The organism is Kitasatospora sp. NPDC002522 (genome assembly GCF_053595195.1).
This window is the reverse complement of record NZ_JBSFXE010000013.1, coordinates 155,193-170,004: the sequence shown is the minus strand read 5'-3', so window position 1 is coordinate 170,004 and position 14,812 is coordinate 155,193. Positions and strand designations below refer to the sequence as shown.

General features: G+C 74.9%; 18 protein-coding genes. 12 read left to right on the top strand and 6 right to left on the bottom strand.

The genetic code is table 11. From position 1 onward, the window contains the following. Nucleotides 1–5: 5 nt before the first annotated feature. Nucleotides 6–452 carry an N-acetyltransferase family protein gene (locus ACWD4U_RS14245; protein WP_449787195.1) on the top strand — a complete coding sequence of 149 codons (447 nt, stop codon included), beginning with the start codon at nucleotides 6–8 and terminating at the stop codon, nucleotides 450–452. 149 nt (nucleotides 453–601) lie between these two features. Beyond that, nucleotides 602–868 (top strand): GlsB/YeaQ/YmgE family stress response membrane protein, encoded by a 267-nt coding sequence (locus ACWD4U_RS14240; protein WP_363458972.1) that lies wholly within the window; start codon nucleotides 602–604, stop codon nucleotides 866–868. A 45-nt stretch (nucleotides 869–913) separates the two neighbouring features. On the opposite strand, the gene ACWD4U_RS14235 is transcribed toward ACWD4U_RS14240, so the two are convergent. Beyond that, entirely contained in the window at nucleotides 914–1,822 is a 909-nt protein-coding gene (locus ACWD4U_RS14235; RefSeq protein ID WP_363458884.1) for an ADP-ribosylglycohydrolase family protein, read from the bottom strand. A 693-nt stretch (nucleotides 1,823–2,515) separates the two neighbouring features. Between ACWD4U_RS14235 and ACWD4U_RS14230 the strand changes: the two genes are divergently transcribed. From ACWD4U_RS14230 to ACWD4U_RS14200, 7 genes are all read left to right on the top strand, one after another. Further along, on the top strand, nucleotides 2,516–3,739 hold the full coding sequence (locus tag ACWD4U_RS14230; RefSeq protein WP_363458885.1) for a M20 family metallopeptidase: 1,224 nt from the start codon (nucleotides 2,516–2,518) through the stop codon (nucleotides 3,737–3,739). 271 nt (nucleotides 3,740–4,010) lie between these two features. Continuing rightward, on the top strand, nucleotides 4,011–4,955 hold the full coding sequence (gene paaA / locus ACWD4U_RS14225; protein WP_363458887.1) for a 1,2-phenylacetyl-CoA epoxidase subunit PaaA: 945 nt from the start codon (nucleotides 4,011–4,013) through the stop codon (nucleotides 4,953–4,955). Then, complete coding sequence (paaB, locus tag ACWD4U_RS14220; protein WP_363458889.1) at nucleotides 4,952–5,248, top strand: 1,2-phenylacetyl-CoA epoxidase subunit PaaB; 297 nt, start codon at nucleotides 4,952–4,954, stop codon at nucleotides 5,246–5,248. The genes paaA and paaB overlap by 4 nt, the downstream gene beginning before the upstream one ends. A 32-nt stretch (nucleotides 5,249–5,280) precedes the next feature. Beyond that, nucleotides 5,281–6,162, top strand: a complete 882-nt coding sequence (gene paaC / locus ACWD4U_RS14215) for a 1,2-phenylacetyl-CoA epoxidase subunit PaaC (RefSeq protein WP_363458891.1) — start codon at nucleotides 5,281–5,283, stop codon at nucleotides 6,160–6,162. After that, on the top strand, nucleotides 6,156–6,656 hold the full coding sequence (gene paaD, locus ACWD4U_RS14210; protein ID WP_363458892.1) for a 1,2-phenylacetyl-CoA epoxidase subunit PaaD: 501 nt from the start codon (nucleotides 6,156–6,158) through the stop codon (nucleotides 6,654–6,656). The genes paaC and paaD overlap by 7 nt, the downstream gene beginning before the upstream one ends. Beyond that, entirely contained in the window at nucleotides 6,656–7,723 is a 1,068-nt protein-coding gene (gene paaE, locus ACWD4U_RS14205) for a 1,2-phenylacetyl-CoA epoxidase subunit PaaE (RefSeq protein WP_363458894.1), read from the top strand. The genes paaD and paaE overlap by 1 nt, the downstream gene beginning before the upstream one ends. A gap of 75 nt (nucleotides 7,724–7,798) precedes the next feature. Next, nucleotides 7,799–8,182 (top strand): hypothetical protein, encoded by a 384-nt coding sequence (locus ACWD4U_RS14200; protein ID WP_363458896.1) that lies wholly within the window; start codon nucleotides 7,799–7,801, stop codon nucleotides 8,180–8,182. A gap of 15 nt (nucleotides 8,183–8,197) precedes the next feature. Here the strand turns inward: ACWD4U_RS14200 and ACWD4U_RS14195 are convergent, their stop codons facing one another. The 3 genes from ACWD4U_RS14195 to ACWD4U_RS14185 all read right to left on the bottom strand — a co-directional run bounded on the left by ACWD4U_RS14195 (nucleotide 8,198) and on the right by ACWD4U_RS14185 (nucleotide 10,915). Continuing rightward, complete coding sequence (locus ACWD4U_RS14195; RefSeq protein WP_363458973.1) at nucleotides 8,198–9,262, bottom strand: NAD(P)-binding domain-containing protein; 1,065 nt, start codon at nucleotides 9,260–9,262, stop codon at nucleotides 8,198–8,200. 167 nt (nucleotides 9,263–9,429) lie between these two features. Beyond that, nucleotides 9,430–10,323, bottom strand: coding sequence for an ATP-grasp domain-containing protein (locus tag ACWD4U_RS14190; protein WP_363458898.1), 894 nt, complete (start codon nucleotides 10,321–10,323; stop codon nucleotides 9,430–9,432). Nucleotides 10,324–10,543: 220 nt separating this feature from the next. Further along, complete coding sequence (locus ACWD4U_RS14185) at nucleotides 10,544–10,915, bottom strand: YbjQ family protein (protein WP_363458900.1); 372 nt, start codon at nucleotides 10,913–10,915, stop codon at nucleotides 10,544–10,546. Nucleotides 10,916–11,091: 176 nt separating this feature from the next. Between ACWD4U_RS14185 and ACWD4U_RS14180 the strand changes: the two genes are divergently transcribed. Both ACWD4U_RS14180 and ACWD4U_RS14175 read left to right on the top strand, forming a co-directional pair. Next, the gene (locus ACWD4U_RS14180; RefSeq protein WP_363458902.1) at nucleotides 11,092–12,012 is read left to right on the top strand and encodes a hypothetical protein; all 921 of its coding nucleotides are present in this window, start codon (nucleotides 11,092–11,094) and stop codon (nucleotides 12,010–12,012) included. Between the two features lie 17 nt (nucleotides 12,013–12,029). After that, nucleotides 12,030–12,881 carry a peptidyl-tRNA hydrolase gene (locus ACWD4U_RS14175; RefSeq protein ID WP_449787192.1) on the top strand — a complete coding sequence of 284 codons (852 nt, stop codon included), beginning with the start codon at nucleotides 12,030–12,032 and terminating at the stop codon, nucleotides 12,879–12,881. A 28-nt stretch (nucleotides 12,882–12,909) separates the two neighbouring features. Here the strand turns inward: ACWD4U_RS14175 and ACWD4U_RS14170 are convergent, their stop codons facing one another. Continuing rightward, nucleotides 12,910–13,935 (bottom strand): DMT family transporter, encoded by a 1,026-nt coding sequence (locus ACWD4U_RS14170; RefSeq protein WP_449787191.1) that lies wholly within the window; start codon nucleotides 13,933–13,935, stop codon nucleotides 12,910–12,912. A gap of 370 nt (nucleotides 13,936–14,305) precedes the next feature. Here ACWD4U_RS14170 and ACWD4U_RS14165 point away from each other — a divergent pair, with 370 nt between their 5' ends. Further along, complete coding sequence (locus ACWD4U_RS14165) at nucleotides 14,306–14,479, top strand: TetR/AcrR family transcriptional regulator C-terminal domain-containing protein (RefSeq protein WP_363458906.1); 174 nt, start codon at nucleotides 14,306–14,308, stop codon at nucleotides 14,477–14,479. On the opposite strand, the gene ACWD4U_RS14160 is transcribed toward ACWD4U_RS14165, so the two are convergent. After that, nucleotides 14,410–14,754 carry a hypothetical protein gene (locus ACWD4U_RS14160; protein WP_363458907.1) on the bottom strand — a complete coding sequence of 115 codons (345 nt, stop codon included), beginning with the start codon at nucleotides 14,752–14,754 and terminating at the stop codon, nucleotides 14,410–14,412. The two genes, ACWD4U_RS14165 and ACWD4U_RS14160, sit on opposite strands and share 70 nt — an antisense overlap. Nucleotides 14,755–14,812: the final 58 nt, after the last annotated feature.

The following is a 14,812-nucleotide window of genomic DNA, read 5'->3' as shown; positions in this document are numbered from 1 at the left end:
ACCCGATCACCCGCCCGGCCACGCTCGCCGCCACACGGCTGCGGGTCCGCGCCGGCCGCGCCCACGCCGCGCTCGTCCTCGACGAGGACGGCACCGCCCAGGGCTGGTGCCAGTACGGCGACCCCGCCGAGGTCTCCCGGATCAAACACCGCCGGGCGTACGAGCAGGACGCGCCCGCCGAGCCGGACTGGCGGATCGGCTGCGTCTTCGTCGACCGCCGCCACCGGGGCCGGGGCGTGGCGCGCGCCGCGCTGGAGGGCGCGCTGGACCTGATCGCCCGGGCCGGCGGCGGATCGGTCGAGGCGATCTCCGAGGCCACCGCCGGACGGGAGGCCCCGGGACGCTTCCTGTACACCGCGACGGTCGAGCTCTTCGAGCAGCAGGGCTTCGAGCGGGTCCGGCAACTCGGCAAGCACGCCTGGCTGGTGAGCCGCCGGGTGGAGCCGCCCTGAGCCGCCCTGAGCCGTCGTCAGCGGTGCGGCGGCGGGAATGCGTTCGAGATGGCCGGAACCGGCCGGTCGTACGGTCGCGTCACCAGGGGCATCGGCACGACGTGATTGACCGCGACGACTCAGGGCAGGAGAACGACATGGGCAACGGTATGGGCATTGTCAGTTGGATCATCCTGGGGCTCCTCGCCGGAGCCATCGCCAAGCTCCTGCTGCCCGGCAAGGACCCGGGCGGCATCATCGTCACCACCCTGATCGGCATCGCCGGCTCCTTCCTCGGCGGCTGGCTCTCCACGAAGTTCCTGCACCGGTCGATCAACGTGCACTTCTTCGACCTCCCCACGTGGATCGCCGCGATCGCCGGCGCGCTGGTGCTGCTGATCGCCTACCGGATCGTCTTCGGCAGGTCACGCGACTGACGGTCCTCGAGGGCCCCGGGGCACCCCGGGGCCCCGCCCGATGACTCAGAGTCGGACCGGCTCCTGCGCCGCGAGCCACGCGTCCGGGACGCCGGTCAGGCCCGTGCGGGCGGCGACGACGGCGGCGGCGATGGCGCAGGTGGTGTCCATGTCGCCCCAGCCGCCGAGGGTGAGCCAGAGCGCCTCGGAGAGGTCGTCCGGGGAGCTCGCGGCGGACCACAGCGCGAAGGGCACGGTGTCCTGCGCGGAGACCTGGAAGCCGGAGCCGAGGACGACCGCGGCGTGCCGGACGCTGGTGCCTCCCGGCAGCCGCGCGGCGATCCGCAGGCCGGAGCGGACCTCGCTCTCCGGCAGGAGACCGGCCACCTCGGACAGGAAGTCCTCGCGGGACGGCGCGGCCGAACCGCGGGAGCGGACCGCGAGGGCCGCGGCCAGCGCCACCGCGAGCGCGCCCGCCGTGGCCTCGGGGTGGGCGTGGGTGGCCGTCGCGGAGCGGGCGGCCTGCTCGGCGACGACCGACAGGTCGTCGGCGAACCAGGCGCCGAGCGGGCCGACCCGCATCGCCGCGCCGTTGCCGTGCGACCCCTGACCGCCGAACAGGGCGGAGGTCACCGCGACGTGGTCCGCGCCGTCGTGGACCGCGCGCAGCACCTGGTGCATCGACGGGCCGTACTTGCGGTGCGGCACCGCCGTGTACTCGGCCGCGAACTCCCGCGCCAGCTCCGCCGGGTGCACCTCGCCCCGGCGCGCGAGGTGCCGGTGGAGGACCAGCGCCATCGCGGTGTCGTCCGTCCAGTGCCAGGGGCCGGGACGGGTGATCCGGGACGCGTACTCGGCGGAGGCCTCGTCGACGGGCGGGTGGAACCAGCGGTCGCCGAAGGCATCGCCGAGGGCCAGGCCGCGCAGGCTGTCCAGCGCGGCGGGCGGCGGGGGCACGAGGGCGAGGGCGGACACGGCGGGACTCCGGGGCGTTCGGATGCCAGGGGCACGGGGTGGACGGTGCGGCCGATTCTGGCGACGGACCGGTGCATCCGTCGAACGGATTTCCGGACTGGTACCAAAGGCTGATCCGGTGTCACCCATCGGACGGGGTTCGCTCGTCCGTGGGCGGTTCGTGCTGCCGATCCGCCCCCGTGGGTCCAAGGTGGGAATCGGACGCGCTCGGAAGATCGCGTCCCGCTCGCCGCGCCAGGCCCCGGGCATCGTGCGCGCCCCGAAGGACTCCGTCCGCCGGGCGTGCGCCCCCGGTCCGACACGGCGGGCGGAGTGCCGGGCCACCTCGCAGGGAGACGAACGAATCTTCTAGGCTCGCTTCCGGTCCCCCTGCCCGGTGCCCGGCCGCACCGGGGAACGGAGACCGACGTCCCCGAACCCCGGGCCGAGCCGGGGTCGCGGACCGAGCGAGGAGGACGCAGTGTTGCCCAGCCCGAGGTCGCACCGGTCGCCGAGGCCGAGCCCGACGCCGCGCACAACCCCCGCCGGGTCCGCCCGTCCGCGGATACCCCATCACGTCCGCCGCCCCGCCGGAGGTGCGAGGTGAGCCCGCATACCGCGGCCCCAGGACCGCATACCGACACTGCGCCCGCCGCGCCGGCCGACCCCTCACCTCGACCGACCGGACCCGAACTCGCCACCACCGCACCGGCGGTGGACACCCGTGCCGCCACCGCCACCGCGACCGCGACCGGACCCGAACCGGCGGCCACCGCCGCCCTGCCCGGCCTTCCGCAGGCACTCACCAGCCGCGCCCGCACCCTGGCCGGCGCCGTCCGCCGCCGCTGCGCCGACCTCGCCCGGATCGAGTCGCCGTCCGGGGACGCCCCCCGGCTCGACGCGCTCGCCGAGGAACTCACCGCCGGCTACGCCGCCACCGGTGCCGAGGCCGTCCGCGAGGCCGGACCCCACGGGGACCATCTGGTGCTCAGCTGGCCCGGCGAGCGGGAGGACCTCCCGCACCTGCTGGTGGTCGGCCACCACGACACCGTCTGGCCGGTCGGCACCCTCGCCGACTGGCCCGTCGAAGTCAACGACGGCCGGCTCAGCGGTCCCGGCGTCCTCGACATGAAGGGCGGACTCGCCCTGCTGGAAGGGGCGTTCGCACTCCTCGCCGACCTCGGGCAGCGTCCGCACCGCCCGGTCCGGATGGTCGTGGTCTCCGACGAGGAGGTCGGCAGTCCCGACGGCCGCCGCCTGGTCGAACGCCACCTGCGCGGCGCCGCCGCCGTCCTCGGCCTGGAACCCGGCCATCCCGACGGCCGCCTCAAGACCGCCCGCCGCGGCTCCAGCCGGGTCCGGCTCACCGTCACCGGACGCGAGGCGCACGCCGGGAACGACGCCGCGGAGGGCGTCTCCGCCGTCGACGAACTCGTCGACCAGCTGGTCGCCGTACGCGGCCTCACCCAGCCCGGCACCGAGCTCAACGCCGGGCGGATCAGCGGCGGCACCCGCGCCAACGTGGTGGCCGGCCGGGCCGAAGCCGAACTCGGCCTGCGCTTCTCCACCGCCGAGGCGCAACGGCGCACCCTCGACACCCTCGCCCACCTCACCGCGACCCGCCCCGGCGCCGACGTCAGCACCGAGGTCCTCTCCAGCCGCCCCGCCTGGCCCGAACGCACCGGCAACCCGCTGCTCCGCCACGTCCGCTCCCTCGCCGCGGCGCTCGGCCAGCACCTCGACGGCGCACCCGCGGGCGGTGCGGGGGACACCAACCTGGCCGGCGCGAGGGGTCTGCCGACCCTGGACGGCCTCGGCGCGGTGGGCGGCGGGCCGCACGCGCGCCACGAACACCTCCGCGTCGACCAGCTCGGTCCCCGGATCGCGCTGCTGGCGGCGTTGTTGGCGGTGCCGTTGCCGCGACTGCGCGAGCGCTAGGCAAGGGGCTCGGGAGGAACGGACCAGGGGCTCTGGGAGTACCTCCCGGCCCCCCTTGGGGCTGGGGGCGGAACTGCGAGGCGAGTGGCTGGTGGTCTGGAGTCGGCTGGCGGTCTTGGAGACCTCCATGCGCCCAGACCTCGCAGCGCCCTGTGACCCCTGGCGCCACGAACCCCCGCCATTCCCCGGGCCCCTGGATGGTGCCTTGCCAGAGAGTAGCTGTCGCGTACAGAATGGAACCGACCGAACGGTCAGTCGGGAGGTGGGTCGCGTGGAGCAGCTCGCGCAGTTGGAGTCGCGGTTCGAGGCTGTGGTGGCCGCGGAGCAGCGGGTGGAGCCCCGGGACTGGATGCCGGAGGCGTACCGGGCGACGTTGGTGCGGCAGATCGCGCAGCACGCGCACTCCGAGATCATCGGCATGCAGCCGGAGGGCAACTGGTTGACCCGGGCGCCGTCGTTGCGGCGCAAGGCGATCCTGTTGGCGAAGGCGCAGGACGAGGCCGGGCACGGGTTGTACCTGTACGCGGCGGCGGAGACCCTCGGGGTGGACCGCGCGGAGCTGACCGAGAAGCTGGTCGACGGGCGGCAGAAGTACTCGTCGATCTTCAACTACCCGACGTTGAGCTTCGCCGACGTGGGCGTGATCGGCTGGCTGGTGGACGGCGCGGCGATCTGCAACCAGGTGCCGCTGTGCCGGTGCAGCTACGGGCCGTACGCGCGGGCGATGGTGCGGATCTGCAAGGAGGAGTCCTTCCACCAGCGGCAGGGCTACGAGCTGCTGATGACGCTGATGGCGGGGACGGACGCGCAGCGCGCGATGGTGCAGGACGCGGTGGACCGCTGGTGGTGGCCGTCGCTGATGATGTTCGGCCCGCCGGACGGTGCGTCGCCGAACAGCGAGCGGTCGATGGCGTGGCGGATCAAGCGGCACAGCAACGACGAGCTGCGTCAGCGCTTCGTCGACATGACGGTTCCGCAGGCCGAGCACCTGGGCGTGACGCTGCCCGATCCGGCGCTGGCGTGGAACGAGGAGCGCGGCAGCTGGGACTTCGGCGAGCCGGACTGGTCGGAGCTGCAGCAGGTGATCAAGGGCCAGGGCCCGTGCAACGCGCAGCGGGTGGAGCGGCGGCGCGCCGCCCACGAGGACGGTGCGTGGGTGCGCGAGGCGGCGCTGGCGTACGCGGAGAAGCACGGGCGGAAGGAGAGCGCGCGATGAGCGGAGCGGACCGGGCGGGTTGGCCGCTGTACGAGGTGTTCGTGCGGCCGAGGCGCGGGCTGAACCACGTGCACGTGGGCTCGCTGCACGCCGCCGACGACCGGATGGCGCTGCTGGCCGCGCGTGACCTGTACACCCGGCGCAACGAGGGCGTCAGCCTGTGGGTGGTGCGGTCGGACGCGATCACCGCGTCCACCCCGGACGAGCAGGACCCGTTCTTCGCGCCGAGCGGCGACAAGGTGTACCGCCACCCGACGTTCTACGAGATTCCCGAGGACGTCCCGCACATCTGACCGACCGTCAACCGACCCGCAGGGAACGCGACATGACCGACGACCACGTGTACCTCTCGCTCGCCGAGGCCGGGCCGGAGCCGGACGGCGAGGCCCGCTGGGCGTACGGCACCGGCTTCGCCGACCCGTTGCTGGGCGTGGACGCCGAGCTGCCGGCCGGAGTCGACGGGGCCGACCTCGCGGCGTACTGCCTGATGCTCGGCGACGACGCGCTGGTGCTGGCCCAGCGGCTGATCCAATGGGTCACCCGGGCACCGGAGTTGGAGGAGGAGGTGGCGCTGGCCAACCTCGGCCTCGACCTGCTGGGGCAGGCCCGCCGGCTCCTCACCCGGGCCGGGCAGGCCGACGGCAGCGGCCGCGACGAGGACCAACTGGCGTACTGGCGCGAGGAGTCCGCCTACCGCAACGTGCGGCTGGTGGAGCTGGAGAACGGCGACTTCGCGCAGTGCGTGGCCCGGTTGCTGCTGTTCGCCACCGCGCGGGAGGAGCTGTACCGGCGGCTGGCGTCGTTCGCCGACCCGGTGCTGGCGGCCGTCGCGGCGCTCGGCGTCAAGGAGTTGGCGTACCACCGCGAGTACGCCGAGTCGTGGGTGCTGCGGCTCGGCGACGGCACCGCGTACTCGCGGGAGCGGATGCAGGCCGCGCTGGACGCGCTGTGGCCGTGGCTGGACGAGCTGTTCACCCCGCACGAGGTCGAACTGCGGCTCGGCGTCGACCCGTCGGCGCTGCGCGCGCCGGTGCTGGAGCGGCTGGCCGCGGTGCTGGGCGAGGCCACGTTGAGCGTGCCGCAGACGCTGCCGCGGGCGTTCGTCAACGGCCGGGGCGGGCGGCACGGGGTGCACACCGAGGCGCTCGGGCCGATGCTCGCCGAACTGCAGGTGGTGGCCCGGGCCCACCCGGGGGCGACGTGGTGACCACCATCACCCGGGCCTGGGAGGTCGCCGCCGCCGTGCCCGACCCCGAACTGCCCATGCTCACCCTCGCGGACCTCGGCGTGCTGGCCGAGGTCGAGGAACGGGACGGCGAACTCACCGCCTGGCTCACCCCCACGTACTCCGGCTGCCCCGCCATCGCGGAGATGGCCGCCGACGTCGCGGCCCGGCTGCACACCGCCGGGTTCCCGACGGCGCGGGTGCGGCTGCGCCTGGACCCGCCGTGGTCCAGCGACCGGATCAGTGCGGAGGGCCGCCGCAAGCTGGCCGAGGCCGGGATCGCCCCGCCCACCCGCGGCGGATCGCCGACTCCCGGCGGCCTGCTGGCACTCGGCCCGACCCGGCTGGCCGTGTCGTGCCCGCAGTGCGGCTCCACCGACACCGAGGAGCTCTCCCGGTTCGGCTCCACCGCGTGCAAGTCCCTGTGGCGGTGCCGCAGTTGCCGCGAACCCTTCGACCGGATCAAGGAGATCTGATGGCCGCCCGCCGCCCGGTGTTCCACCAACTGCCGATCGGCGCCCTGGAACGGCTCTGCGAGGACGCCGTCGCGGTGACCTTCGACGTCCCCCAGGAGCTGGCCGAGGAGTTCGCCTTCCGCCCCGGCCAGACCCTCACGCTGCGCCGGATCGTCGACGGCGTCGACGAGCGCCGCTCCTACTCGCTGTGCTCCCCGGTCGGCGGGCCGCTGCGGATCGCCGTCCGCGAGGTCCCCGGCGGGCTGTTCTCGCACTGGCTGGTGCGGCAGACCGCGGTCGGCGAGCAGGTCGAAGTCCTGCCGCCCGCAGGCGCGTTCACCGCCGACCCGGGCGAGCCCGGCGAGCACGTGCTGATCGCCGCCGGCTCCGGCATCACCCCGATGCTGTCCATCGCCGGCTCGGTGCTGGCCGGCCACCCCGACTCGCGGGTCACCCTGCTGTACGGCAACCGGCGCAGCGACACCGTGATGTTCGCCGACGAGCTGGCCGACCTGAAGGACCGCTACCTGGAGCGGTTCCAACTCGTCCACGTGCTCTCCCGGGAGAGCCGCGACGCCGAACTGCTCAGCGGCCGCCTCGACCCCGACCGGGTCAAGGCGCTGCTGGAGGCGCTGGTCGACGTCCCGGCGGTGGACCACTGGTGGCTGTGCGGCCCGTTCGGGATGGTGGCCGGCACCAAGGAACTGCTCGCCGGAGTGGGCGTCCCCGCCGAGCGGGTGCACCAGGAGCTGTTCCACGCCGAGGACGAGATCGTCGAGGAGCGGCCGGAGGAGCCGGCGGCCGACACCGACGCCAGCGAGGTCACCCTGGTTCTGGACGGTCGGGCCAGCACCCTCGCCCTTCCGCGCGACCGCTCGATCCTCGACGGCGCCCAACGCGCCCGTCCGGACCTGCCGTTCGCCTGCAAGGGCGGCGTCTGCGGCACCTGCCGGGCGCTGGTCTGCGACGGAAAGGTCGAGATGCGCCGCAACTTCGCCCTGGAGGCCGCCGAACTCGCCGCCGGGTACGTCCTCACATGCCAGGCCCGGCCGGTGTCCGACCGGGTGACCGTCGACTACGACCGCTGACCGCGGCGGCGCCCGCCGGACCGGTTCCGGGGGGTGCCGTCGCGGCCGCTCGGGCCGCCGAGCAGAATCTCCGTCATGTCAAGTGACCCCGAGGACGTCCCCGCCCCGGTCGAGGGACTGACGATCGACCAGTTCATGGCCCCGCTGCGCGCGAACATGCCGAGAGCCGGCGACTTCGGGCGCGCGGGCATCGAAGCACTGGGCAACCCCGTCCCGATGATGGTGATCAACGAGGGCGGCGAGCCGCTGGAACTGTTCGTCGAACCGATGGCCCGCGCGTACCGGCTGCAGCCCGGCGAGCAGGTCATGGTGACCTCCTACGGCGAGTGGGCCGACTACCCGTTCGAGACCGTGCACGAGCCGGGCCGGCTCACCGTGTGGGTGGTGTCCTGGTTCGGCACGGTCACCTACCGGGACGGCCGCGAGGTGCCCGTCAGCGACGAGAGCCCCGAGGACTGACCCGTTCGCAGGGCCTCAGCGGGCCACCGGCTGGGGCGAGTCGGCGTGTTCGGCGTCTCCGGCGCGGAGCAGGCGGACGACCTCGTTGACCGCGGTGCGGCCGGCGCGGTTGGCGCCGACGGTGGAGGCGGACGGGCCGTAGCCGAGCAGGTGGATGCGGGGGTCCCCGGTGACGTGGGTGCCGGTGAGCCGGATGCCGCCGCCGGGGGCGCGGAGGCCCAGCGGGGCGAGGTGGGTGAGCTCGGCGCGGAAGCCGGTCGCCCAGATGATCGCGTCGACGGGCACCTCCTCGTCGCCCCACGCCACCCCGTGCTCGGTCAGCCGGTCGAACATCGGTCGGCGGTGCAGCACGCCGAGCTGCTCGGCGCGGCGGTAGGCGACCGACGGGCCGAGCCCGGTCACCGAGACCACGCTGCGCACCGGCAGGCCCTCGCGGACCCGCTCCTCGACCTTGGCGACCACCTCGCGGCCGTACTCGGGCGTGAACGGGCCCTCATGGAAGACCGGCGGGGTACGGGTGACCCAGACCGTCTCGGCGACCGCGCCGACCTCGGACAGCACCTGGATCGCGGAGGCCCCGCCGCCGACCACCAGCACCCGCCGGCCGGCGAACTCCGCCGGTCCGCGGTAGTCCGCGTAGTGCAGCTGGCGGCCCGCGAAGCGGCCGGGGTAGCGGGGCAGGAACGGGCGGGTCCAGGTGCCCGTGGCGTTCAGCAGCGCGCGGGTCAGCCAGCGGCCCGCGTCGGTCTCCACCAGCAGCCGGCCGTCCGGCTGGTCGCGCACCGCCAGGACCTTGACCGGCCGCACCACCGGCAGGGCGTGCCTGGCCTCGTACGCGGCGAAGTAGCCGGGGACGGCGACCCGCGCCGGGGTGGCCGGGTCGGTGGCGGGCAGCTCGAAGTCCGGAAGGTCGTGGAAGCCGTGCACGGTGGCCATGGTCAGCGAGGGGGAGCGGTGCGCCCAGGCCCCGCCGGGGGCGTCGTCCGCGTCCAGCACGACGAAGCCGGTGTACGGGGCGAAGCCGCGCCGGCGCAGGTGGTAGGCGGCGGACAGGCCCGCCTGGCCCGCGCCGATCACCAGGGCGTCGACCTCGGCGGGCGCGTCGGGCGCCGTCCCGGTGAGGTCCCGCCGCGGGGCGGGGTTCCGCCGCGGGGCGGGGTTCCGCTGCGGGGCGAGGTCCTGCCGCGGGGCGAGGTCCTGCCGCGGGGCGAGGTCCTGCTGCCGGGCGATGGTTGCACCGTAAACAGTCACGAGGGTGAAACATCGGGCCGCGGCCGGGTGTTCCCCGGCAGCAGGCGGGTCGCGGCGGCGGCGAGCCGGTCCGGGCCCTTGGGGTGGAGGGCGAGGAAGAGTCGCGGCTCGGTCAGCTCCAGTTCGATCAGCGCGGGTGCACCGTCCTCGGTGCGGACCAGGTCGAGGCGGGCGTAGAGCAGCTCGCGGCGCTCCGGAACCGTCGCCAGCACCTGCTCGGCGAGCGCCAGCTGGTCGGCCTCGGGCTCGCGCGCGACGTCCGCGAAACCGCCGCCGAGCATCGGCCCGCGGCGCACCGCGTGGCTGAACTCCCCGCCCAGGAACAGCAGCGAGGTCTCGCCCTCGTCCTCCACCATCGACAGGTACGGCTGCACCATCGCGGTGCGGCCCGCGGCGGTGAGGCCGGCGATGTGGGCCAGCGCGGCGCCGTGGTCGGTGGTGCGCAGCGTGTCGCGGGCGCCCGAGGAGACCGTCGGCTTCACCACCAGCTCCGGCCAGTCGAACCCGGCCGGCTCCTCGCCGGGGGCGACCCAGGCGGTCGGCACGATCGGCACCCCGGCGGCGGCCAGCTCGCGCAGGTAGGTCTTGTCGGTGTTGCGCTCCAGCACCGGCACCGGGTTGGCCAGCCGGGTGAGCGCCGCCGTCCGCCGGGCCCAGGACAGGAAGGCGTCCCGGCGCAGGATGTAGTCCCAGACGCTGCGCACCAGCACCAGGTCGTAGCCGGTCCACTCGGCGCTCCGGTCGTCCCAGACCACCGCGTCGGCGACCACCCCCAGCCGGGCGAACGCGGCCAGCACCGGCAGCATCTCCACGTCCTCGACGCCCTGGCAGGTCGCGTACGCGACCCGGGGGGTGCGCGGGCGGACGGGGGCGGTCAGGGCGGTGCTCACGAGAGGCTCCAGGCGTCGCGCGGGATGGTCCGCAGCGAGGCTCTAATGCACCCCTGAGCAGTGTCAACCGGTATTACGTACCGTCCGACTAAATGACCGTCACAAAGTCATCTCATGACCTTCACATCATCGGACCGTTCCGCTGGTGCCCGCGTCGGTGCCCAGGTCGGTCACCAAGGCGGCGTCGAACCGCACCGGCACCCCGGCCGGGCCCTCGCGGTCAGCCGATCGGCGCGATCACCGCGGCGGTGCCGTACGCGCAGACCTCGGTGCCCACGTCCGCGGCCTCGGTGACGTCGAAGCGCATCATCAGCACCGCGTTGCCGCCACGGGCCTTGGTCTGCTCGACCAGCCGCTCCATCGCCTGGTTGCGGGTCTCCACGAGCGTCTTCGTGAGGCCGCGCAACTCGCCGCCCACCAGCGACTTCAGGCCCGCGCCGATCTGCGAGCCGAGGTGGCGCGAACGCACCGTCAGGCCGAAGACCTCGCCGATGACCCGCTCCACGCGGTGGCCCGGCACGTCATTGGTGGTGACCACCAGCACACCGCCGGCCGGGTCCTGCCCGCCGCCGAAGTCGTCCAGATTTCCCATGGGCCCCACCCTCCGGCATCCCCCGCCCCCGGCCCAAGCAGCCACGCCGGGCGCGGCCCGGACCGGTCGCCCCGGCACCTCGCGTCGGCCCAGCTCGGGCCGGTCGGACGGGTGTCCGATCGATCGGTTCCGGAGAGCTGATGGACACCGGTGCCCGGGTTTGTCAACCTTGTCGCATGGGCGAGCGAAGCGATCATCCACAGGGGCCTGGCGCGGCGGAGGAATCCGGCGCGCAGGAGATCGAGGCCACGGTGGTGCTGGGTATCCGGATCACCGACTGGCCGGCGTTGCGGGCTGCCGCGCGGGCGGCGGTCGAGGAGTTGGACTTCGCCGGGATCGATCCGGCGGGCCAGCGCGCGGAGCTGCTGCGTGAGGTCTCCGAGGACCCGAACGCGGCCCTCGGGGCACTGCTGCACCCCGACCGCCTGGTCGCCGCGATCCCCGGCATCGAGGCACTCGGCGGGACGCTGGAGATCAGCGTCACCGACGAGTTCGGGCCCGACTTCGCCGAACTCTTCCCGCTCGACGGGGACGACGGCGACACCGGCGACTGGACCCTCACCCCGCGCACCGCCTGCCTGGTGCACACCCAGCTGATCGGCCTCGCCGACGCCGCGTACGAGGACCTCGACGAGCACGGCGAGGACCCGGTCACCGTCGCCGACGAGACCGACTGGACGGTCTTCGCCCGGCTCCCGCAGCGCACCTGGAACCAGCACCGCGGCTGGCGCCGGGCCTTCGCCCGTGCCTTCGACGACCTCGCCGACGATCTTGCGCTCGGCGAGTGGCCGCTGCCGCGCAGCCTCGCCGAGGACCTGGCGCTGCGCCTCGCGCTGGCCGACGCCCGCGCCCTGCTCGGCGCCCAGCCGGAGTCGGTCGCCGACATGATGGGCGACCTGCCCGCCGACCTGTACGACTACGACTGGGACGGCTGCACCGACGAACTCTTCGGCGTCTACGGCCCGGAGGACGACGGCTCCGACCTGGACGCCGCCCAGCGCATCGACCGGTTGCTGGGCGCCACCCACCCCGAGGGCTGGTTCCTCGGGTACGAGGACGCCGAGGAACGCGACCCGGGCCGGGGCTACCGGCGCTGAACTGGCATGCTGGTGGGGTGAGCTCACCGTTCGACCTCCCCGCCGACCGTCCGTCCGCCGCGTCCGCCGCCGTGCCGGCCGGGGGTGCGCCCGGCCCGGATGCACCCGCGGCTGCTGTTGGCGCGGGGGGCGTTCCCGCGGAGGGCGTTCCCGTTCCCGCGGAGGGCGTTCCCCTTCCCGCGGTCGGCGGGCATGCCGAGGACCGGGACGCCCGGCCGCAGTTCGTGCTGCCGTTGGTGGTCCGGCTGGAGCGGGTCGACCCGCCCGGCCGGACCGACGCGCTGGAGACCTCGGCGCGGGCCGTGCTCACCCTGCTCGCCGACGAGCGGGCGGTGGACGGCGGCGAGTGGGCCGAGCGGATCGCCGCCTGGGAGGACGCCCGGATCCGCAAGGTGGTGCGGCGGGCCCGTGGCGGCGAGTGGCGCAAGGCCGGCGAACTGCCCGGCATCACCGTCACCGGCGAGAGCGCCGAGGTGCGGGTCTTCCCGCCGATCCCGCTGGACGGCTGGCCCAAGGAGCTCGCCAAGCTTCAGGTCTCCGGCACCGACCTGGACGACCCCGCGGACCCCGGCCCGGCCCCCGAGGGCGTCCCGGTGCTGTGGCTCAACCCCGAGCTGGAGATGAGCGCGGGCAAGACCATGGCGCAGACCGGCCACGCCGCCCAGCTCGCCTGGTGGCGGCTGGACGACGCGCAGCGCAAGGAGTGGGCGGACAACGATTTCCGACTGGCCGTCAGGACCGCTCCCGCCGACGCCTGGCCCGCCCTCACCGACGGCTCGCTGCCGGTGGTCCGCGACGCCGGCTTCACCGAGATCGCCCCCGGCAGCTGCACCGTCGTCGCCGACCACCCGGCGTTCCGCACCGCCTGACGCCGAGTCGGTCGGCCTTGACGCAGGGTCAGGCGGCCCGCGGCCCGGTGCGCTGTCCGGTGCTGCGCAGCTCGGCGCGGGCCAGGGCCGTGACCGAGAGCAGCAGGACGGCGGTGCCGGTCAGGGTGGCGGGCGTGAGCGGCTCGCCGAGGAAGGCGCCGGCGATGGCGGTGGCGCTGAGCGGTTCGATCAGGGCGATCACCGAGGCGGTGGCGGCCCGGATCGCGGCCGCGCCGGCGAAGTAGAGCGCGTAGGCGAGAGCGGTCGGCACGGTCGCCAGGTAGCCGAGCAGCAGCGCGGTGCCGGGCAGGTCGGCGCCGGCCGCGGGGAGCAGGCCCTCGGCGAGGCCGAACGGCAGCAGGCAGACCGCGCAGATCGCGAACGACCACAGGGTGGTGTCGGCCGGGTCGTCGGCGACGCCGGTCCGGGCGTGGTGGCGGGTGGCCAGGGTGATCGCCGCGTAGCCGGCCGCGGAGGCCAGCGCCCAGGCCAGGCCGGGCAGTTGCACGCCGGTGTCGCCGGCGCCGCCGAGCACCAGGACGCCCAGGCCGAGCAGCGCGCCCGTCACCGCCAACGCCCCGGCGCGGCCGAGCCGTTCGCCCATCAGGAGCCGGCCGCCGAGCGCCACCAGCACCGGTGCCGCGCCGAGCGTGACCACGGTGGCGACGGCCAGCCCGGTGTGCCGGACGGCCAGGAAGTAGGCGGCCTGGAAGAGCGTCAGGCCGAGGCCGTTGAGCAGGATCCGCCCGAGCCGGCCGTTCTGGGCGACCCTGCCGTTCCGGGCGGCTTGGGTGGCTCGGGCGGTCCGGCCGGCGCCGTTGCGGCGGCGCGGTGCGGTGAACGGGCGTAGCGCCAGCAGGACGGCGGCGCCGCCGAGCGAACGCCAGAAGGTCAGGGCGAGCGGGCCGAGGCCGCTGTGCCGGAACAGCAGGGCGGCGACCGCCCCGGCGGTGCCCCAGGCGGTGGCGGCGAGGGCGACGTAGAGCAGGCCCCGCCGGACGGGCAGGGCAGAGTGCAGCGTGGACACGGGCGTACTCCCGAGAAGGGCCGTCATGGTCGGTGGTCCCGAGTGCGGGCAGCACCGACCGGCCCGGGGCATCGGCCCGGGTTGGCTCAGGAAGTGGCCGGCCGCCCGCTCAGACGGCGGGAGGTGGCAGGACGCCCACGTGCATGCGGTCACTGTACGCGAGCGGGTGCGGGTGCCGGCAGCAGGTCGTCCGCCCGCTGCCGGCATCCGCGGCGCTCAGGCCGACAGGCCCACCGCGCGGGCGTAGTCGGCCAGGTCGGCCGGGTTCTCGGTGGCCAGGCCGAGGTAGCCGTCCGGGCGGACCAGGAAGAGGCCGGGGCCGTAGGCGGGGGTGCGGACGACCGGGACGGCGGCGGGGAGGTCGCGGGGGAACGGGGAGGAACAGGCCGTCCACCCGATGCCCGGCGAACAGGCCCCCGGCTACGACCCGGCCGCCCGCGCCGAACGCATCGGCCCGGCCCACCCGCTGGCCGCCGCCGCGAGCGCGGCCCTGTTCACCGACTACGACCGCCGCTTCGAACGCGGTCTCGCGATCATCGTCGCGGGCACGGCCGCACTGCGCCAGGCCTGACGGCCCGGGCACCGGGGGCGGTCAGGCCGGGTGCCCAGGTCGGCCAGCGCCAGCGGGGTCAACCGGGCCAGTGCGGTGCGGAGTTCGGAGCCGAGCAGGTAGCCGCGTTCGGCCAGGTCGGCGTCCAGAGCCTGCAGGCCGCGGGCATTGCGCGGGTCGGCGGTCGGGCGCAGTGCGCCGGGATCGACCGCGACGGCGGAGCGGCGGCGCAACAGGAAGGAACCGAGATCGAGGTCGACGGACACGTCGAAGGGAGCCGTGATGGCTCGGGGCATGCGGAAGGATCCCCCCACGGAGGACGAACAGGAGAATGCGACGGAGAGGGGGCGCGCT